This is a genomic window from Halorubrum sp. Eb13, from assembly GCF_002252895.1.
In the GTDB taxonomy this organism is placed as follows: domain Archaea; phylum Halobacteriota; class Halobacteria; order Halobacteriales; family Haloferacaceae; genus Halorubrum.
Map to the genome: position 1 here is coordinate 22,397 of NZ_NHPE01000030.1, position 20,437 is coordinate 42,833.

18 protein-coding genes are annotated in these 20,437 nt (G+C 64.0%); 14 read left to right on the plus strand and 4 right to left on the minus strand.

What is annotated here, in order from left to right; all coding sequences use genetic code 11:
* The first annotated feature begins 32 nt into the window (after positions 1–32).
* The gene (locus DJ75_RS02710; RefSeq protein ID WP_094522336.1) at positions 33–497 is read left to right on the plus strand and encodes a pyridoxamine 5'-phosphate oxidase family protein; all 465 of its coding nucleotides are present in this window, start codon (positions 33–35) and stop codon (positions 495–497) included.
* A 69-nt stretch (positions 498–566) separates the two neighbouring features.
* Here DJ75_RS02710 and DJ75_RS02715 read toward each other — a convergent pair whose 3' ends face one another.
* On the minus strand, positions 567–1,580 hold the full coding sequence (locus DJ75_RS02715; protein WP_094522337.1) for a lysylphosphatidylglycerol synthase transmembrane domain-containing protein: 1,014 nt from the start codon (positions 1,578–1,580) through the stop codon (positions 567–569).
* A 123-nt stretch (positions 1,581–1,703) separates the two neighbouring features.
* On the opposite strand from DJ75_RS02715, the gene DJ75_RS02720 reads away from it, so the two are divergent.
* The 10 genes from DJ75_RS02720 to DJ75_RS02765 all read left to right on the plus strand — a co-directional run bounded on the left by DJ75_RS02720 (position 1,704) and on the right by DJ75_RS02765 (position 12,519).
* A complete protein-coding gene (locus DJ75_RS02720) occupies positions 1,704–2,570 on the plus strand; it encodes a hypothetical protein (RefSeq protein ID WP_094522338.1) in 867 nt (288 codons plus the stop codon).
* Between the two features lie 103 nt (positions 2,571–2,673).
* Positions 2,674–3,669: a glycosyltransferase family 4 protein gene (locus DJ75_RS02725; RefSeq protein ID WP_094522339.1), complete on the plus strand. Its 996-nt coding sequence runs from the start codon at positions 2,674–2,676 to the stop codon at positions 3,667–3,669.
* 96 nt (positions 3,670–3,765) lie between these two features.
* The gene (gene proC, locus DJ75_RS02730; protein ID WP_094522340.1) at positions 3,766–4,542 is read left to right on the plus strand and encodes a pyrroline-5-carboxylate reductase; all 777 of its coding nucleotides are present in this window, start codon (positions 3,766–3,768) and stop codon (positions 4,540–4,542) included.
* Positions 4,532–5,422: a glutamate 5-kinase gene (gene proB, locus DJ75_RS02735; RefSeq protein WP_094522341.1), complete on the plus strand. Its 891-nt coding sequence runs from the start codon at positions 4,532–4,534 to the stop codon at positions 5,420–5,422. Before proC ends, proB begins: the two co-directional genes overlap by 11 nt.
* Positions 5,415–6,749 carry a glutamate-5-semialdehyde dehydrogenase gene (locus tag DJ75_RS02740; protein ID WP_094522342.1) on the plus strand — a complete coding sequence of 445 codons (1,335 nt, stop codon included), beginning with the start codon at positions 5,415–5,417 and terminating at the stop codon, positions 6,747–6,749. The genes proB and DJ75_RS02740 overlap by 8 nt, the downstream gene beginning before the upstream one ends.
* 200 nt (positions 6,750–6,949) lie before the next feature.
* A complete protein-coding gene (locus DJ75_RS02745) occupies positions 6,950–7,783 on the plus strand; it encodes an MBL fold metallo-hydrolase (protein ID WP_094522343.1) in 834 nt (277 codons plus the stop codon).
* Between the two features lie 101 nt (positions 7,784–7,884).
* Complete coding sequence (locus DJ75_RS02750) at positions 7,885–9,570, plus strand: hypothetical protein (protein ID WP_094522344.1); 1,686 nt, start codon at positions 7,885–7,887, stop codon at positions 9,568–9,570.
* 126 nt (positions 9,571–9,696) lie between these two features.
* Complete coding sequence (locus DJ75_RS02755) at positions 9,697–10,602, plus strand: hypothetical protein (protein ID WP_094522345.1); 906 nt, start codon at positions 9,697–9,699, stop codon at positions 10,600–10,602.
* A gap of 509 nt (positions 10,603–11,111) precedes the next feature.
* Complete coding sequence (locus DJ75_RS02760) at positions 11,112–11,492, plus strand: DUF5805 domain-containing protein (protein ID WP_094522346.1); 381 nt, start codon at positions 11,112–11,114, stop codon at positions 11,490–11,492.
* Positions 11,485–12,519: a tyrosine-type recombinase/integrase gene (locus DJ75_RS02765; RefSeq protein ID WP_094522347.1), complete on the plus strand. Its 1,035-nt coding sequence runs from the start codon at positions 11,485–11,487 to the stop codon at positions 12,517–12,519. Before DJ75_RS02760 ends, DJ75_RS02765 begins: the two co-directional genes overlap by 8 nt.
* 291 nt (positions 12,520–12,810) lie before the next feature.
* On the opposite strand, the gene DJ75_RS02770 is transcribed toward DJ75_RS02765, so the two are convergent.
* On the minus strand, positions 12,811–14,631 hold the full coding sequence (locus DJ75_RS02770; protein WP_094522348.1) for a transposase: 1,821 nt from the start codon (positions 14,629–14,631) through the stop codon (positions 12,811–12,813).
* Between the two features lie 231 nt (positions 14,632–14,862).
* Between DJ75_RS02770 and DJ75_RS18025 the strand changes: the two genes are divergently transcribed.
* The gene (locus DJ75_RS18025; RefSeq protein WP_141211953.1) at positions 14,863–15,321 is read left to right on the plus strand and encodes a hypothetical protein; all 459 of its coding nucleotides are present in this window, start codon (positions 14,863–14,865) and stop codon (positions 15,319–15,321) included.
* Positions 15,322–15,330: 9 nt separating this feature from the next.
* Here DJ75_RS18025 and DJ75_RS02775 read toward each other — a convergent pair whose 3' ends face one another.
* Positions 15,331–16,071 (minus strand): hypothetical protein, encoded by a 741-nt coding sequence (locus DJ75_RS02775; RefSeq protein ID WP_094522349.1) that lies wholly within the window; start codon positions 16,069–16,071, stop codon positions 15,331–15,333.
* A 212-nt stretch (positions 16,072–16,283) separates the two neighbouring features.
* On the opposite strand from DJ75_RS02775, the gene DJ75_RS02780 reads away from it, so the two are divergent.
* Positions 16,284–17,042, plus strand: coding sequence for a creatininase family protein (locus DJ75_RS02780; protein WP_094522350.1), 759 nt, complete (start codon positions 16,284–16,286; stop codon positions 17,040–17,042).
* Positions 17,043–17,158: 116 nt separating this feature from the next.
* Here DJ75_RS02780 and DJ75_RS02785 read toward each other — a convergent pair whose 3' ends face one another.
* Positions 17,159–18,160 (minus strand): Cdc6/Cdc18 family protein, encoded by a 1,002-nt coding sequence (locus DJ75_RS02785; RefSeq protein ID WP_094522351.1) that lies wholly within the window; start codon positions 18,158–18,160, stop codon positions 17,159–17,161.
* Positions 18,161–19,323: 1,163 nt separating this feature from the next.
* On the opposite strand from DJ75_RS02785, the gene DJ75_RS02790 reads away from it, so the two are divergent.
* Positions 19,324–20,418, plus strand: a complete 1,095-nt coding sequence (locus DJ75_RS02790) for a radical SAM protein (protein ID WP_094522352.1) — start codon at positions 19,324–19,326, stop codon at positions 20,416–20,418.
* Positions 20,419–20,437: the final 19 nt, after the last annotated feature.

Here is a 20,437-nt window from a genome sequence, read left to right on the forward strand (position 1 = left end):
GGATTTAGGTTGTCTCTGACACATGTGCGCGCATGACACGACTGACGGGCGAGGCGCTCGACGACGCGGCGATCGAGTCGTTTCTCGAAACGCAATCGGTGGGGACCCTCTCGTTGGCGAAGGGGAACGAGTCCTACGCTATCCCGGTGTCGTTCACCTTCGACCCGGACGACCGAGACGTCTACTTCAGGCTCGGATACGCCCCGGGAAGCCGCAAGCGGGAGTTCATCGACGCGACGGAGCGCGCGACGTTCGTCGTCGCCGCCGAGACCGAGGCGGGCTGGAAAAGCGTCCTCGCGCGCGGCGAGCCGGAACACCGCAGCACCGTCGACGACTTAGACACTCACCGCCCGAGCGACCGCTCGGTCAGTCAGGCTGAGCGCGAGATGGAGATCCCGTTTTATCACGTGTTCGACGCGCCGGCGGACGCGGTGTTCGCGCTCGTGCGGCTCCAAGCCGACGAGCTGACCGGCGTCGTGGAGGCCGACGGTCGCTGAGGGCGAGCGCAGGGACCCCCTCTCCTCTCCCACCGACGGGACGCTGGTCCGGGTCGTCGCGCGCCTCGCTCACCGCATCGCGTCGATCCCGATCGCCGAGACGGAGATCCCGCCGATCAGCGTCGGGAGCCAGTAGACGGCGCCGCGGAACACGAGCACGGCGGCGGTGACGGTCGCCGCGGCGACGCCCGTGGTCGGGACGAGCAGCGCGACGAACGCCGCCTCGATCCCGCCCAGTCCGCCGGGCAGCGGCGTGGCGCCCGCGACGTACGCCAGCGGGACCGCGAACAGGGCGACCTCCGGTGCGATGGGACTGCCGACGGCGGCGAACGCGACCGCGAGCGCGGTCGCCTGGAGCGTCCACCCCGCGAGGGAGAGCCCGACCGCGGCCGCGAGGCGCCGGGGTCTCGTGCCGACGCGCTCGATGTCCTCGAAGAAGTTCCGCAGGCGCGTCGCGAGCGCCGTCTCGACCGCGGCGGCGTCGAACCGCCGCAGCCGACCGAGGAGCCCGCCGACGGCGGCCGGGAGGCGGTCGACGAGCTCCCGACGGTAGCGCCAGCCGAGCGCGATCGCGGTCGCGATCGACGCGATCAGCGCGACGGCGACGGCGACGGCGACCTCCAGGCGCTCGCCGATGGCGGCGGTGGCGGCGTAGGCGCCGACCCCGAGGAAGACTAAGGAGATCGAGGGAACGACGTTGAGCACGTCGACGCTCGCGATGCCGACGAGCCCCGTCTCGTATCGCGAGCCGGACACCTTCGCGATGAGCGCCGCGGTGACCGGCTCGCCGCCCGCCTGTCCGAAGGGCGTGACGTTGTTCGCGAAGACGGCCCCCGCGTACACGAGGAACGACGTCGCGACCGGGAGGTCGACGTCAAGCGAGCCGAGCACCGTCCTGAGCATGAGGCTCCACGCGATCAGCCAGCAGAGCGCGAGCCCGAACGTCGCCGCGACCAGCCAAGGGTCGGACGCCAGCAGCGCGTCGACCACGCGGCCGGCGCCGACGACCGCGAACAGCACCGCGAGAATCGCGACCGCCGCGGTCCCGCCGATGACCAGTCCGCGCCGGCGGTTTCCGTCCATACGGTGCGGTGCGTCGGTGGCGAACTTGAAACGTCTGATCGCGGCCGTCCGGCGATTCCGGGACGGCGGCCGACCGAGCACCAACAAGAATACAACCGTCGGTGGAGAAGCGTCGCGCAACCTATGGAAGACCAGCGGTTCCTCGAGTCAGAGTGGGACTACTGTCTGGTCCTCGACGCGTGCCGCTACGACGTGTTCGAGGACGTGTACGACGAGTACCTCGACGGCGACCTCGAGAAGCGCTGGAGCGTCGGCTCGTCGACGCCGGAGTGGGCTTACCGGACGTTCACCGGCGACCACGACATCGCCTACTTCTCCGGCAATCCCTTCATCAACGACCTGGGAATCCCGCTGAACGAGCTGAAGTGGGGCGCGAGCTGCGACTACGAGTGGACCGCCTCCGAGCACATCAGCGACATCCACGACGTCTGGAAGACCGGGTGGGACGACGACCTCGGCACGGTCCCCCCTGAGGGGATCGCGGAGGCGTTCCGGAACAACGCCGAGGCGGTCGAGCGGGCCGACCGCACGGTGCTCCACTACATGCAGCCGCACGCCCCCTACCTTTCCCGCGGGAAGGGCCAGAAGCTCAAGCAGATCCAAAAGGGTATCAGAGAGCAGGAAGCTGAGGAGGCGGCCGGCGACGACGACGACGGCGGCGGACTCCTCTCCTCGCTCAGCGACACGGTCCGGCCCAAGATCGAGAGCCGGCTCGACGACAGCGAGTTCGCGCAGAAGGCGGGGCTGTGGCTGGAGCTCGACCCGGCCGACCTCGTCACGGACGGCACGCGCGTCACCGCGCTCCGCCTCTACGAGGAGAACCTCCGGATCGCCCTCGAATCCGTCGCGGAGCTGGTCGAGGAGCTCGACGGGACCGTCGTCGTCACCGCCGACCACGGCGAGGCCTTCGGCGAGGAGGGCGTCTGGGAACACCACATCGAGACGCACATCCCGCCGCTGATGGAGGTCCCGTGGCTGGAAGTGAACTGAACGCTACGGAGCCGACGCCGGCGTCGCCCCTCGCGGTCGCGTCCGCGACCGTCGCCGACTCGACCGCCGCGGACTCGACCCCCGTCCCGTCCTCGATTCCCCGATGAAGGTCAGCCACTACTTCGAGTTCGAAGACCACGTCACGGGCGGGATCCGCGAGTCGGTCGTCCACCAGCGGAAGATGCTCGACCGGGTCGGCATCGAGTACACCACGGCCCCGACCCTCGACGCCGACGTGCTCCACTGCAACCTGATGGGACCGCGCTCGGCGTGGTACGCGAAGCGCGCGAGCGACCGCGGCGTTCCGGTCGTGGCGCACACTCACGTCACCGCGGAGGACTTCGGCGACAGCTTCCGGTTCACGAACGCGCTCGCGAAGCCGCTCCGGCCCTACCTGCGCCGGGCGTACGGGCTCGCCGACGCGCTCGTCTGCCCCTCGGAGTACAACCGCGGCGTGATCGAGGGGTACGCGGACGCCCCGACGACCGTTATCTCGAACGGCGTCGACCGCGAGAAGCTGGCGGGCTTCGAGTCGCTCGAAGCGGAGTACCGCGAGCGGTACGACCTAGAGCCGCCGACCGTCTTCCTCGTCGGCCACGTGATCAAGCGGAAGGGGTTAGAGACGTTCGTCGATGTCGCCCGCGCGCTCCCCGACGTCGACTTCGCGTGGTTCGGGCCGCTCGACCTGTCGCTGAAGGGCCGCGAGACGACCCGGCTCATCGAGGAGTCGCCCGACAACTGCAGGTTCACGGGGTTCGTCGACGACGTCCGGGGCGCGTTCGCCGCGGGCGACGTGTTCCTGTTCCCGACCCACGAGGAGAACGAGGGGATCGCGCTGCTGGAGGCGATGACCGCCGGCAAGGCCGTCGTCGTCCGTGACATCGAGACGTTCTCGTGGCTCGACGACGGCGAGGACTGCCTCAAGGTCGGCCCCGTCGACGCCGACTCCGAGACCGAGGCGTTCGCGGACGCGATACGTCGGCTCTCGGACCCCGCGCTCCGCGAGCGACTCGGGGCGAGCGCGGCCGCCCGCAGCGAGGCGTTCTCGCTCGACGCCATCGCGGAGCGGTACCGGTCGCTCTACGACGGGCTGATCTGAGGGCCGATCGCCCGCCCTCGGGGGTTTCGGTCACTCGCCGGCAGTGTTGTCCAAACCGCAGTTGGTTTGACCCTGAGCGTTCTCCGTGCAGGTAACATGACACGCGTGAGCGTCATCGGCTGCGGGAACATGGGGGGTGCCCTGTTGCGCGGCCTCGCGAGAACCGACTCGTATCACCTGACGGCGATCGACCTCGACCCGGACGCGCTCGCGGCCGTCGCGGACGCCGCGGACGAGACGACCGACGACGTGGCGGCGGCGAAAGAGGCCGACGTCGTGGTCCTCGCCGTGAAACCGGACGTCGCCGAGCACGTCCTCGCGGACCTCGACCTGGGCGCCGACCAGCAGCTCGTGACGCTGGCCGCGGGGCTCCCCCGCGAGTTCGTCGCGGAGCGGACCGCGGCGAGCGTGGTCCGGATCATGCCCAACCTCGCGGCGGAGACCGGCGACATGGCCGCGGCGGCGACGAACGAGGGCCTCACCGACGAGGTCCGCGCGATGCTCGACGACGCCGGGGAGTTCGTCGAGGTCGACGAGTCGCTGATGGACGTCTCGACCGCGGTCAACGGGAGCGGTCCCGCCTTCGCTTTCTACCTCATCGACGCGGTGAAGCGGGCCGGGATCGACGGCGGCCTCGAGCCCGAGCAGGCGGAGACGCTCGCCGCGCAGACGTTCAAGGGCGCCGCCGAGACCGTCCTCCGGGACGACCGGAGCGTCGACGAGCTGATCGACGCCGTCTGCTCGCCGAACGGGACGACGATCGAGGGGATGGAGGTCCTCTGGGACAGCGACGCCGACGAGGCAGTGGTCGACGCCGTCGCGGCGGCCGAGGAGCGCTCGCGGGAACTGGCCGAGGCGTTCGATGACGAGTGACGGCGTCGCGGTCGGGGCGGTGGACCCGGACGCCGTCGACCGCGCGCGGACCGCGGCCGCCGAGGCCGACCGCGTGGTCGTGAAGGCGGGGACCAACTCCCTCACCGACGATGACTCGCGGCTCGACCGCGTGAAGCTCGACAAGCTCGTCGCCGACGTGATGGACCTTCGCCGGCGCGGAAAGGAGGTCGTCCTCGTCTCCTCGGGCGCCGTCGGCGCCGGCATCGGTCGGCTCGGTAACGGCGGCGGGACCGCCGCGGTCGACGTCGACATCGACCGGGGAAGCGACGTGATCGACGAGCGCCAGGCGCTGTCGACGGTCGGTCAGAGCCTCCTGATGCGCCACTACACGCAGAGCTTCGACCGCTACGACCAGCCGGTCGCGCAGATCCTCGTGACCGGGGCCGACCTCGACGCGCCCGAGCGGTTCGACAACTTCACCAACACCGTCGAGACCCTGCTCGAGTGGGGCGTCGTCCCCGTCATCAACGAGAACGACGCGGTCGCGACCGACGAGCTGCGGATCGGTGACAACGACATGCTGTCGGCGTCGGCCGCGATCGCGCTCGACGTCGACCTGCTGGTCACGCTCACCGACGTCGAGGGGGTGTACACCGGGAACCCGAAGCGCGATCCGGACGCGACCGTCATCGAGGCGGTCGGAGCGAACTACGACGCGGTCCGGGAGCTGGTCGGCGACAGCACGGCCACCGACTTCGGCGGGATACAGACGAAGGTCGAGGGCGCCCGCGACGTGGCGGAGAGCGGCACCCCCGGAGTGATCGCCGGCTCGGCGACCCGGGACGTCTTAGAGCGGATCGCAGCCGGTAAACCGACGGGCACGCTATTCGTCCCGACAGCGGGTGAGACGAATGAGTGAGACGACGGAGATCGAGCGCGACACGGACGAGTTGGTCGAGCGGAGCCAGCGGGCCGCCCTGCGGCTCGCCAACGCCGACGAGGCGACCCGGGACGACGCGCTCCGGGCGATCGCCGACGCGCTCCGCGCGAACGAGGCCGAGATCCTCGACGCGAACGCGCGGGACGTCGAGGCGGCCGCGGCGATGTTGGAGCGCGGCGAGTACACGCAGGCGCTCGTCGACCGCCTGAAGCTCGACGCCGCGAAGCTCGACGACATCGCCGGGATGGTCGAGTCCGTCGCCGAGCAGACCGACCCCCTCGGTCGGACGCTCGCGGCCCGCGAGCTCGACGAGGGGCTGGAGCTGTACAGGGTGTCCGTGCCGATCGGCGTGGTCGCGACCGTCTTCGAGTCGCGGCCGGACGCGCTCGTCCAGATCGCGGCCCTCGCGCTGAAGTCCGGCAACGCCGTCATCCTCAAGGGCGGCAGCGAGGCGAGCGAGTCGAACCGCGTCCTCCACCGGGTGATCCGCGAGGCGACCGCCGACCTCCCCGACGGGTGGGCGGGGCTCGTCGAGGCCCACGAGGAGGTCGACCGCCTCCTCGAACGCGACGACGCGGTCGACTTGGTGATGCCGCGGGGGTCCTCGGAGTTCGTCTCGTACATCCAAGACAACACCCAGATCCCCGTGCTCGGCCACACGGAGGGCGTCTGTCACGTCTACGTCGACGACGACGCCGACCTGGAGATGGCCGCCGACGTCGCGTTCGACGCGAAGGTCCAGTACCCGGCGGTGTGTAACGCGGTCGAGACGCTGCTCGTGAACGAGGCGGTCGCGCCCGACCTACTCCCGGAACTGGTCGACCGCTACGAGGCCGCGAACGTCGAGCTCCGCGGTGACGCCGCCACCCGCGAGATCGTCGACGTCGGCGCGGCGACCGACGACGACTGGGACGCGGAGTACGGCGACCTCGAACTCTCGATCAAGCTCGTCGGCGACGTGTTCGAGGCGGTCGACCACGTCAACGCGCACGGCTCGAAACACACGGAGTCCATCGTCACCGAGGACCGGTCGGCAGCCGACGCGTTCATGACCGGCATCGACGCCGCGAGCGTCTTCCACAACGCCTCGACGCGCTTCGCCGACGGCTACCGCTACGGGCTCGGCGCCGAGGTCGGCATCTCGACCGGCAAGGTCCACGCGCGCGGCCCGGTCGGGCTGGAGGGGCTCACCACCTACAAGTACTACCTGGAGGGCGACGGGCACCTCGTCGCGAGCTACAGCGGCGAGGACGCGCTCCCGTTCTCGCACCGCGAGCTCGACGCCGAGTGGGAGTTCGGCGGCTGAGAGACGCGCTCACACCACCGTTTTTCGTCGATTCTCGTTCCGTGCGTTCGCGTCCCAGTCCGCTTCGGATTCGGGCACTATTTTATATAGCGACATACGGTTTATGGGACTGGCCTCGGACACGTTTCTGACCCCGTGTGCGAGTCGGAATTTTGGCGCACTCCGGAATCATTACCCCGCGCGCCCGCACAGCGTGGGACATGGCCGACTCCGACTGGGGCGACTGGCTGCCGCGCGCGGTCGCGGACGCCGACCCCGACACGGTTGCGCTGTGGTACTTGGGCTGTAACGGCTTCGCGATCAAGGGCAGCGAGGGCACCGTCCTCTGGATCGACCCCTACGTCGGGACGGGCGACCCGCCGCGCACGGTCCGGATGATCCCGGTGCCCTTCGACCCCGCCGAGGTCGACGTGGCGGACGCGGTGCTCGCGACCCACGAACACACCGACCACGTCCACGGCCCCTCGCAGGCGCCGATCCTCGCGAACACGGACGCGGACTTCGTCGCCCCCGACGACTCGCTCGCGGTCGCGCGAGAGGACGAAGAGTGGACCGCACACTGGGACGTCGTCGGGGAGGCGTTCCTGGAAGTGACTGAGGGCGACGAACTGCGGATCGGCGAGTTCACGGTCCACGTCGTGGAAACGCACGACTCGGACGCCACGCACCCCGTCGGCTACGTGATCGAGCACGACGCCGGCACCGTCTTCCACGCCGGGGACAGCAAGCCCTCGGCGTCGTTTCCTGCCCTCGCCGACGAGTTCGACATCGACCTCGGGATCCTCGCGTTCGGTTCCGTCGGTAACATCGCCGACAAGGAGACCGGCGAGCCCGTCCGTACGAAGTGGTACAGCGACGAGAACGAGATCGCGAAGGCAGCGAGCGACCTCGAACTGGACCGGCTCGTCCCGACGCACTGGGACATGTGGAAGGGGCTGACCGCGGACCCGACCGCGCTCCACGACCACGTGCGGAGCTTCGAACACCCGAACCGGCTGGAGATAGTCGAGATCGGCGACCGGATCGACCTGTAGGCGGACCGGCCGAGACGGGCGAAACGCCTCCCCCACCCGGGGTTATCAACCCCGAAACCCGGCCCGTGGAATTTAAGCCCCTGCTCCGGGAGGAACTGATTATGAGCGAACGGACGGCAGAAGCGACGACGACCGTCGACGAGGACGGTATTCGCGTCGAGAAATCCTTCACCGACGACGCGTTCCCCGTACCCGCGGTGATGTACGAGCTCTCTTCGACCCGCGAAGAGCCCGTGCGCGTGCGCATCGTCGACCGGATCCCGGAGTCGTTCCCGATGGACCGCATCGGGTTTCACCCGGAGTACGAAAGCGAGAACTGGACGGCGTACAAGGACCACCGCGTCGAGTTCGAGCGCGTGCTCGACCCGGGAGACGAGATCGAGACCGTGTTCGGCATCCGCGACGACGATCCGGACCTCGACGGCTTCCTCGGCACGCCGGTGATCGAACACGTCCCGGTCGGCGAGGAGATCGAGGACGTCCTCGGCACCGGCGACACCGACGCCGTCAGGGAAGTCCTCTCGGGCGACCGCGCGACCCTGCCCGGCATGGAGGGGTCGGTCGCGGAGGGGGAGGGCGCGGAAGCGGCCGATTCCGACGCGGAGGCGGACGCGGAAGCGGAGACCGTCGCCGAGGCGGATCCGGAAGCGGAGACCGCCGCCGAGGCGGACGCCCCGGAACCCCGGACCGTCACCGCGGGCGGCAGCGCGGCGGTGACGATGCACGACGAGACGGGCGACGACGGAGTCGACGACACGGAGCAGGCGGCGGAGTCGAGAGCGGATGACACGACAGAGGCGAGCGACGCTGACGAGGCGGCCGAAGCGGCCGCAGCGACAGACTCGACAGACGCCGACGACGCGACCGACGCCGACAAAGCGACCGAAGAGTCTCTGGAATCGGACGAGTCCGCCTCCGACTCCGCCCCCGATCCGTCGCCCGAGAGCGGTCTCGCGGCCGCGCTGGCGGCCGAGATCCGCGCCGGCGACGTCGCGGACGAAGACCTCGAGACCATCGGCGAGGAGCTCGACGTCGGCGTCCCGCGGAGCGTCGACGTCCGCATCTCGCGGCTCCAGTCGAGCGTCGCCGACATCGAGGCGTACGCGGACGCGCTCGCGGAGTTCATCGACGGCGAGGGGACGGCCCGTGAGATCCTCGACGAGCTCGACCGAAAGGTGGAGACCGTCGAGTCGGAGATGGCGGCGCTCGACGACAGGGTCGACGCGGCCGACGCGGACCGCGATGACCTGCGCGAGACGGTCGGTCGGGTGGACGACTCCGTCGAGACGGTCTCGACGGAGGTCGACGGCGTGACCGAGCGCGTGGACGGCGTTTCCGAACGCGTTGACGGCGTGACCGAACGCGTCGACGGGGTCGAATCGACCGTCGAGGGCGTCGAAGCCAGCGTCGGCGACGTGGAGGCGACGGTCGAGGAGGTCACCGACGACGTCTCGCGGATCGACGCGGAGACGGACGCGCTCGACGAGGCGCTCGACGACGTCGGCGACGACGTGGAGACGCTGTACGAAGAGGTCGACGACGCCGCCGCCGCGGCAGAGGCGACGGCGGACCGCGTCGAAGACGTGGAGTCCCGGCTGGGCCGCTTCGACGAGGAGTTCGACGACCTGTGGGACGACCTCGCGGAGGTCGACACCCGGCTGACGGAGATCGAAGACCGGCTCGGCGAGGACATCGACGACGTCGAGACGGAGCTCGAATCCATCAACGACCACCTGGAGGAGCTCGAGGCGTTCCGCAAGCGGCTCAACGAGGCGTTCGGACCGTAACGGCGCCCTCTCGACCGAATTCGCTCTATTCGTTCGTTCCGATCCCGACCGCTGTTCCCGTCGGATCGCCGTTCTCCCCCGACCGAAAGCGCAACCCGTTTTAGCCGCGGTGACGCAACTCGGGTAATGAGCGAACCGGTACCGGTCGCCGTCCCGCGGAAGGGCCGGCCCCTCGAAGCGGTCCTCGAACGGATCGCGGCCGTCGGCCGCGAGGACCGGCTGGAAGGGCTCGCGGACGGCGTGAGCAACACGCTCCGCTACGAGAAGGCGATCACGAAAGGCCGCGTCGAGGCGGACGACGGCCCCTACGAGCGGCTGGCCGAGTACTCGGACCCGCACGCCGCGTCCGAGCCGGAGTTCACGCTGCTCCGCGACGACCGGGACGGGAAGCCCCGCCGCATCGTCTTCGACGCGGCGACCGTCGACCTCGGCGATGTCAGGCTGAAGCTCGTCGGCCGCGAGGAGCCGTTCCGCGCCCTCCGGACCCATGAGTTCGCGCTCGGATTCGATTCGGCGGACCTCGTGCTGGAGGAGGTCGTCGGGATCCGCCCGGAGGGGCTCGGCGAGATCGCCGACATCAACGAGCGGATCGACCCGGTCGACACCGACGTCCGCGTCGTCAACGGGCTCGGTGACACCGTGTACCACACCCTGATGGCCCGACCGGAGCGGATCCAGCCGGGGACCGACCTCGACCGCGCGTTCCTCGCCGGCTACGAGGGGCCGCTCTGTATCTCGCCTCGGTACGAGCGGCTCGTTACCGCGGTGCTGGGGACGGACGCGCTCGACGGCGTCGAGTTCGTCTACCCGGACCCCGACGAGGAGGAAGAGGCGGGCATCGCCCGGGCTGGCGTCGGCGTCTATCTCACCGTCACCGGGTCGACCGCCCGCGATCACGGCCTCGTCGTCGGGGAACACCTCTTCCCGAGTGAGACCGTCCTGATGCGGAACGCGGTTGAAAGCGACCCGCGGGTCGAGCGCGCGATAGCTGCCCTCGACGTCGAGGACGCCGCCTCCGAGATCCGAATCTGATCTCCACTGTTTCTATAGCAACATACGATACATCTGTTGCGGACGACCCGTGAGACGGGGCCCTCTGCTTCTTCAGTGAGGAGGCGCCAACTCTCATGCCGGGTGAGACGACGAGAGGACCCCTCAGTGTGAGGGACGGGCACTCGCTCCGGGAGCCGACCAGGGCCGGTCGACGCGGCGCTGTGCGCTTCTCAGCGGCGCGGTGGTCGCAGTGGGAATGAAAACTCGAAGGGACGCGTCTCGACGCGTAGGCCAAACCGAAAAGCGAGAGCGCGGCCTCCTGAGCGAGAGGTTCTACTCGAGTTATGTTCCGCAGTATCCGGCGGTTTTGAGAACGGCCCCTATAATATATCCCATATTCTAGGACTAATATACGATCAGTAAGTCCTAGAAACCAAGATAGACACATCTTGGCGCCGCATCGAGAGACCTATAACTCAGTATAAGTGACCTTATCCGGAATTGTGGGATAGATTGAAGTCGGCGGCCGGAGAAGCCGAATCCGAACGATGAGCGACGATCGCCGCTCGGTGAAGACGTACGTTCCCGCCGAGCAAAAGGATCGGTGGCGAGACCACGCGGACGAGCTCAGGATGTCACAGAGCGAGTTCGTCAGGACGATGGTACAGGCCGGACGCCGCGGGTTCTCGACGGACGATTCCGGGAAGCCGGCCGAACCCGATCCTTCCGGGTCTGACCCCAGGGGTGACGGCCTCGAAACACGGGTGGAAGCGGCCCTCGCCGACGGGCCGCTCTCGTGGGAGGAACTCACCGAGGCGGTGGTCGGCGATTTCGAGGACCGGTTGGAGGGCGCGCTCGACGAGTTACAGGATCGCAACCGCGTTCGGTACAACGGCCGGAAGGGCGGGTACACTCTCACCGATGAGTAGTGCCCGCGCGCCGGACGAGGTCTCGGACCCGGTAGGGTACTTCATCGAGGACCTCACGTATCACGGGAAGACGGAGCGCACCCGCGAGTCTTACGAGCGCGTCCTCCGTCGATTCGAGTCGTTCCTCGGCCCGGAGACGACGCCCGCGGCGGCGACGCACCGCGACTGCATGTCGTTCGTCCATTCGCTGCGCGGCGACGTGGCGGACAGCACGGTGGCGACGTACGCCGCCTACCTGCACCGGTTTTACGGATACATGACCGAGGTCGGCGTCTTCGAGGGGAACCCGATGACGCTCGTGATGGAGGAAATGGACGAGACGGTCGATAAGGACCCCGCTCGCCGAGACATTCCCGTGCCGGTGATGCGGGAGTTCGTCGCCGAGATCCGCCATCCGCTCCATCGGGCCCTCGTCGTGACGCTTCTCAAGACCGGGATGCGGGTCGGAGAGTGCTGTAACCTCGATCTCCGCGATCTCGCCGTCGACGACGCCGAGATCCGAGGCGAGTACGACCTCGGAACGCGTCACGTCCTCGCGGACCGCCCGAATTCGCTGTACGTGACGCCGGACGCGACCGTCGGCGAAGAGCTGAACGGCGAGGTGCGGACGGCGTCTAACAAGCGGAAGCGCGGGACGGTGATCCCCGTCGACGAGGAACTCGCCCGAACCCTGAAGCGCTGGCTGGCGATCCGCCCCGACAGCCCCTCGCCGGCGGAGCCCCTGTTCGTCGGTACGGCGGAGGGATGGGGCGAGCGGCTCGATCCGCAGGCGGTGCGACACGTCGTCGAGCGGTACGCCCGCGATGCGGGCTGGTACCGGACGGGCGGCGGCGCCGCCGAGAACGTCACGCCCCACTACTTCCGGCACTTCTTCACGACGCACCTGCGCGACAGGACCGGTGACCGCGGCGTGGTCAAATACCTGCGGGGCGACGTCGCCGACGACGTGATCGACACTTACACGCACAACTGGGGCGATCAGGTCCGGGAGACGTACGAGGCGAACGTCTACCGACTGTTGGGATAGTTTCGGGGACCGAATCGTATTTTGTTGGCTTGAAAGCAACGTGGATCGCGTCGCGAGTCGGACGTATAAATCATATGCCGCTATACGAATTTTCGCCCGTGATGTTGCGAATGACCCTGGAAACGTTCACGGTAAACCCAGTTTTGACCGCGTGAGACTCCGATCGCTACCGAAACACTCCCAGTAAACCACTCAGAAAACGGACATCAACACAGCATCACTGCAAATCCAGTGAAAAACAGGCAACAACGCTACAGCTGTCGCTCACCGCAAGCGAACCCAGGCCGGGAATTAGCGGAGTGTAACCACCTCCAAGCCCTCCTGGATCCACGTGTCCAACAAATCATCAAGCCAGTCCAAGAAACGAGATAACTGTATGCGTGGTTTCTTCCGCGTCTCAATCACGCCAATACGTTCCTGAGTGAGGAAATCCACAAGCAACCACATGTTGTAGACAATACAGCCGAACGCGAAGTGGAACCACCGAACCTCAATCTCTCTCGATGTCGTCCACGCACACGTCTTCTTGACTGACGAGTACGAATTCTCAATCGCTCCTCTATCGCTGTACTCCTCAACCTGTTCGGTAGCCCACTTACGATCTAACGCGATCTCGTCACTGACCGACAAGCTCGTCAGAAATGGCTGCGGTGACCCCTCCTCGTGCGTGTCATCATCTTCATCCGGTGGTAGAATCACAACGTTCGTATAGACCTTCTCGTTCAACGAACCGTGTTTCACCCGCCCATGCATCGGGTGATCGTTCTTCACGTACAGCGGCGTGTCATTCTCCTCGTCGTACCCACGCTTCAGCTGGTCGAAGTTGTCGCACATCGGCCCAATCCGATGCTGGTCTTGTACTGCGGGAATAATGTAGTCTAGACCCTTCTCGTTCAATGTATGGATCACGTCGGTGGCACAGAACTCCCGATCACCGTACACCATCCGAATGTTCACGTAGTCGTCAGCAATTGAGAGGAGGCGGCGTGCAACATCACCGACGTAGTACGACCGGTCTTGCCCAGCGTACTCCTCGGTATCAGCGTACTCGGTACTGCCAAGCGGGCACACACCGACGATGTAGTGTGTGTTTTCACCGACGATAACCGCGGTGGCGAACTTGTGGCACCAGTCGTATCCCTTGTCGTCGGGTGCGCCCTGAACCCATTTCATCTTCTCACGGTCGCCGTAGTAGGCTACGTACGTGATGTCGAGCGCGACTTTCGCACGTGTCCCGAACCGGAATCCATTATCGGGTTCGAGTTCCCGGAGCTTCGGCTTCGCGCGGGTGTATGTTTTCCTGAGTGCGTAATTCATCATATCGGCAATCTCATCGACAGATAACTCATGGATCGCCTCTAGTAGTGTCTCACCGGAGGGACCATCCGCGTAGAATGGATCGCCATCCTCGGAGCCTTCATGCGAATACGGGGCCGCAATATCCGGGTCTGGATTCTTGGAGTCACCAAATGATTGGCCACCGCAGTTTGCGGCTTCCTGCTTGAGAGCGGCAATCGCCTCCATTAGGAGTAGCTCGTCCTCGTCGTAGATCGCGCCATCTGGACGCGGTAAGGTTAGAGACGAGGTTGCAATGGATTCGGTCTCTCCTAACACCTGGTTGCCTCGTTTCCGTACCAACCGTTGGATGGTTCGTTTGGAGGGTGGTCCGGGGTCGCCTGCATCCGTGTTTTGCTTCCCGAGCTGGTAGCCGATTGGCGAGCCTCGTTCTGCGCTGACTTGTTGAATCTCATCTGCGGCGCGATTGATGGTTGCCTGGAGGTCCTTGAACCGGTCTTCTAGCCGGACTGGTCTGCAGGTGCTCGATGACGGCAACTCTTCCAGATCGAACCCGAACGCACGTGCGAGCTCTGGGTTCCCTTCGAGTCGCTCTGGAATCCCTGTGAGCGACTCATCCTCAACAGTTGCCCAGAGGTATGCGAGGAACATCGGGCGGAATGGCGCTCCCGAACACCATTCTGGGTGATTATCGCGCCCTCGGTACCGGTCAACATCCAAGTTCTTCGCGAGTTCAACCCAGTCCGTGTCCTTGTCGATGATCTCCCCGGCTTGCTCTGCCAATGCACTCTGCACTTCGGGGAGATCGTCACTCATCGCTGCTCATCCACCCTCGCGCTGTCTCGCTCGCACCACGCACCCGGACCCGTATCCATGCGCGAATAGCCGTCCAAATCGAACGAATAGGCTGTCGTGACATTGCCGGAAATTCCGGTAGAAAATCCAGAGGAGGGACGATTCAATCAGGCATCTTGGTTCGATTCAAAATTCGGTTCGAATCGAAGCATTCCCAGAGTTATTTGGAAGTTGGATTCACAACAACAAGCAATGACCCGGGAGTATCATGATCTCCCTGTTAGTGATCCGTCAATCACTACAATCGCCGAGTGGAGAGATGCCATCGAGGATTATCTCGAAGAAATGTATGGAATGCGATTGTTGTGCGAAATCCACCCAATAACCGGGAGCCGATTCAAACACCTCGAAGAGACATTTTCGGGAAGCAGTTCAACAATAGCAGAACGGAAGCACGAGGCTCTAGAGTTAGGTCTCATAGAAGTAGACGTTCGAATGAGCGAGAGGGGCTATGGAACGCACATATACTATACTCTCACTCAAGTTGGAGGTCATTACCGGAAAGAACTCGCTAAGAGAGGACTCGTCGAAGTTCACCACAGACTCAACCCCCTCGAACAACAGTTCAAATCTGCCAGATCATCAATCGACAACAACGGATTAGACCTCTCAATCGACCCACTGGAACTGTTTTACTCTGACCACGAGTGACGAGCCTGACTAGAGTTTCTTGGTGGAGATGTCTTTTCCGGGGACGTATTCGCGGAGGAGTTCTCCGAGCTCCCATGTGCGGTGGATGTCTGCGAGGTTGTGCAGGAGCACGTCGAGATAGAGTTGTTTCCGGTAGGCGTACGCAGCGCTAGCGGAACTCTCGAACGGGTCGTAATGCTGGTGCACATACCAGGAGTGATCCTCAGGGATTGTGTCTGCGAGTGGTTCAGAGAGCGCTTTTGTGGGTGTGAGGAGTTCGTGACTGCCGGTCAGGGTGTTGGCGTCGGCTGACGTACTGTAGTCGGTGACTGTCGTATTGAGGCGTTTCTTCAACGGGTCATACAGATCAGCGAACTGTAGACCATCAAACACCCATGGCACGCTACATGCAATACAGTGGGTGCGGAGGAACGGAAGGTCGAAACCGCCATTCCAGGACTCTGCATTATACGCGACGAGGCGATTGTGGTTGTTCTCGAACCGCTCGTACATCACCTCTCGAATACCCTGTAACATCGCCGTCCCTCCTTCACAGACTCGAACCGTGACATCAACCCCTTCTGTCGCGTCGTCAATCTGCGATTCAAGTTCCTCGGCGTCGGCCCACTCCTCAGAGTACACATTCAACAACAACACAGCGTGCCCGTCCGGAAACCAGAACCCGACAACAGTCAGTGAGTCAGTCACTCCGAAGCCGGTTGTTTCGATGTCCCACGCAACATGCTCACGATCGCTCTTACGGTCAATCACACAGAACGCGTGGCCCGATACTAATGAATCAATACGGGCGAACCTTCCGGAAACCACTAGAGGGTGTCATAGAACGGTTCACATACTTTATTGATCGACCCGCTAATCGCTCAGTACAGGGGACACAGATATCGACTACCCCCGGAGCGAACCGAGCCACTCTCATTCTGTGTGACAGGACTTTTAAGCTATGCGGGAGGAACACCAACTGCATGCCTTCTCGCAGGTCAATACTCCTTGAGGAGATGGTATGGCCAGAAGTCGAATCTGCGCTCGAAAACGAGATACGGACGGCGATCGTTTCTGTCGGCTCGATCGAACAGCACGGTCCCCACCTCCCGTTGAATATGGACACACTGGACGGTGACGAACTCTCGCAGCGGATCGCGGAGAAATTGGGGGATGCTCTTGCTGCACCGACGATCCGGCCTGGCTGCTCGGGACATCACATGGAGTTCCCAGGCACGATCACTATCCCGCCCGAGACACTGATGGATGTAATCCGGGCATACTGCCGGTCGCTCGATGACCACGGCTTCGAACATATCGTGTTAGTGCCGACGCATGGCGGGAATTTCGGGCCGGTCAAGACTGTTGCACCTGATGTCGCTCGGGAAATCGAAGCCACTGTGATTCCCTTGGCTGACCTCGATGAGCATATGCAGTTACTGAATGATGGCCTCAGCAAGGCCGGGATCGAATACGATCAAGACGTGATTCATGCCGGTGCAGCCGAGACGGCAGTGGTGTTGGCGGTGAATGAGGATCTCGTAAGGGTTGAGAACATCGAGTCCGGCCCTGAAGGGGAGATCTCTACCGCTCGCCTTCTGAGCGAAGGGTTCAAAACCATCACCCAAAACGGTGTGCTTGGCGATCCGGCTAAAGCAACCGCTGAAGCCGGCGAAACCATCATTCAGAACGTGGTTGATACCTACGTTGATCACATCGAGAATGAACGCCGTTCTGTGTAGACACGCGCCTCAGCCGAGGTTGAAGGATTAATGCGCAGGTCAGTTCTGACGGTTGGCTCATCGAATTATGGGTGAAATCAAACCCTTGAGAATAGTTCTATGGACCCTCTGAAATGCTATAGTGGCTGATAGCGTCGTCCTCTGTCTTCCCCGATAGATTCGATGAGGTTGTAGTGAGTGAGTTTCTGCAGGTAATTTCGCACCATGCGCTTCGTCTTCGGGTTTGCAACCTCGGCAGTGTATTGTTCGTACAGATCACCCATTGAGATTGAGTCGGTGTCTGCAATGATGTTGTAGAGGATGCGTTGGTCGCGGGTGAGGCGACTGATGTTCGTCTGCTTGATTTCCGTCTTCGCTTTCGGGAGTGCTGCCTCGAGGTCGTCGTCAGTCAGTGTGTTGCGTTGTTCGGTGTCTGCGATGTGAGCGGCTTGCCGAAGCACTCCGATCGCCACGCGCGCGTCACCGACCGCCGCATCCGCAATCCACTCCAGCTGCTCGTCCGTTACCGCGTCCGGATGCAGTCCCCATCGGACACGGTCTTCGAGAATGGACGTGAGCGCGTCGATGGAGTACAGGTCGAAGTTGATGCGTGTGGTCGTACGGAGGCGACTAGAGAGGCGTTCATCGAAGCGTGAGAACATGCTATCGATGTCGTTCCCAATAAGAATCATGGAGAGTCGGCGCGTGCGCACGAGCTCGTACAGCACATCGGTGGTGTCGAGCTGATCAGCTTCGTCGAGAATCACGATATACGGCGGGCCATCGTAGTCGTGAAGCCGGTCAAGAAGCACGTCCTGTGGTGTTGATTGACGGTGAATGTCGAGCGTGTTGTCGATGCCGTCGAGGATGCGGTACAGGACGGAGAAGTGCGAGTGATCTTCCCAGCAGTTCACGTACTGTGTGTTCAGTTCGAGCGTGGACTTGCGGAGTTTCTTGAGTGCGTACTGTGCGATGCAGGTCTTTCCGGTGCCTGAAGGCCCATGCAGGAACACATCATCAGCAGGATCGCCATCGACTGCCGGGCGGAGAGAACTGGTGAGCAGCCCGATCTCGGCGTTCCGTTGCACGACGTCGCTCGGCAGGAATTCGGGGTCGAGAACCCGCGCGTCGGTGATCATGTGTGTGGCGTGTGCGATGATCGTCTTAAGAGGATGGACCAGGTTTCCGGAATTTCCGCAATATAGAACACATGTGTCAAACACACGTGTAGGAATGTGCGCCTGTGGAATGTGTGGGTGAGAATTCAGATGGGACGTATGATAGCCCTTAGACTTGAGTAGCGTAACTGTCGTCTGAGAAGTAAGTGATACAAACTTGTCTTCCCCACTGTTAGGAAATGATTGAGCACTTAGATGAACCGGCTATTAATGCAGTAATCAACGATGTCGAGCGAATACGAGGGGCGCTTGCTGGTGTAAACCCGGACCAATGTTGTCTGTGTGGCCGTATTTGCTACTCCAATTATGACCTAAAACACGAGCTAGAAGCAATCGTATATGAAACTGACTGCCCGAAGTGTGATTCGTTTTCTTTGCAAATAATACAAATCTGCGGCACGATCTCAGAGGGTCTGAACACAGCTCGAATCCGGACAATCTATGATCAGTATTGCTACTCACCAAACTGCCAAGGGCCGCTTGTTCCGCCGTTAGCAGGGGCAACTGAGAAAGAGCGTCAATCAATAGAGATCCCAACACCGCGGTTGCTGAATTTACGCGCAGAGGAACACCACATTAGCTACGAACCTGAGCGCACGATACTTGTATGTCGCCAGTGCCACAGTAAGATTTATTCAGGAAAAGACGGACTTGAACCGCTACAACCTAGTCAATCACGTGAAGAAGGATTAGGAGAATGAACGGTAGATTTGAGCCATTCCAACAACAGATGCACCATAGTTTGGCTTGTGAGGAACAGCCAAACCTCAGCAAGTATTGGAACAACACAACTTCCGGTTGTTCCTCTTCTTGTCGCGAATACTTGACGGGAACTGTAGAGTGAGTTTCGTCTACTGAATGTATGAATACAACCCTTGCACGTTTTGTGTCATTCGCAACTAGACTCGCCCACGTCTGAATTCACGCTGTCCCCCCGAATCCCTCAGAGAGAACGGGAAGAGCGGCGCTCCCCGGAACGCCGATCGCACATCGTCGGTACGCGTTTCTCGATGACCGATCGCAGGCGGAGCGAGGGCTGAGCCGCGGTCGGGGAAGCGGGACGTTACCTGAACACGTTCGGGGTATTCCCCAAGGGGGCAAAGGTCGTAGCGCGGGACGAGCACATGTTCGACGACTTCGACGTTGACCGGCGTCCCTTCGTCCTGATCTGGGAGGTGACGCAGGCGTGCGGCCTCGCCTGTCGTCACTGTCGGGCGGACGCGAAGCCGGAGCGTCACCCCGACGAGCTGACGACCGCCGAGGGGAAGCGGCTCCTCGACGACGCCGCCGAGTTCGGCGACGGCCAACTGGTCGTCCTGTCGGGGGGCGACCCGCTCGCCCGGGAGGACCTCACGGAATTGATCTCGCACGGCGACGACCTCGGCCACCGCATGACGCTTACGCCGAGCGGGACGGCATCGCTGACCCCCGACCGCGTCGAGGCGCTCGCGGAGGCCAGCGTTCAGCGGATGGCGGTCAGCCTCGACGGCGCGACCCGAGAAAGCCACGACCGGTTCCGCGGCGAGCGGAGCTTCGGCGATACGGTGACTGCGGTCCGAGCGGCCCGGGAGGACGGGCTCCCGCTGCAGATCAACACCACCGTCTGCGCCGAGACCGTCGAGGAGCTCCCGGCGATTCGCGATCGGGTCCGCGACCTCGGCGCGGTGCTCTGGAGCGTCTTCTTCCTCGTGCCCGTGGGCCGCGGGCGGATCCTCGACCCGATCTCCCCGGAGCGCGCGGAGGCGGTCATGGAGTGGCTCCACGACGTCGCCGAGGCGGAACGGTTCGGCGTCAAGACCACGGAGGCGCCGTTTTACCGCCGGGTCGGTCTTCAGCGCGACGGCGACGACGCCGGGGTCCGTCGACGCGGCGGCATCACGGCCGGCCGGGGGTTCGCCTTCGTCAGCCATACCGGAGAGACGTACCCGTCGGGGTTCCTCCCGAAGTCCGCGGGCAACGTCCGGGACCGGTCCGTGGTGGACATCTATCGGAAGTCGGGCCTGTTCGAGTCGCTCCGGGAACCGGATCAGTTCGCGGGCAAGTGCGGCGCCTGCGAGTTCCGACGGGTCTGCGGCGGGAGCCGCTCCCGGGCGTTCGCGGCGACCGGGGACCCGACCGGAAGCGACCCGCTCTGTCCGTACGTGCCGGAGGGGTACGACGGTAAGCTACCGACGAGGTTGGAAGGCGAGAGTCGGGGCGTCACCGACGCGGCGGATTGAGAGGGCGCATCGAGACCGC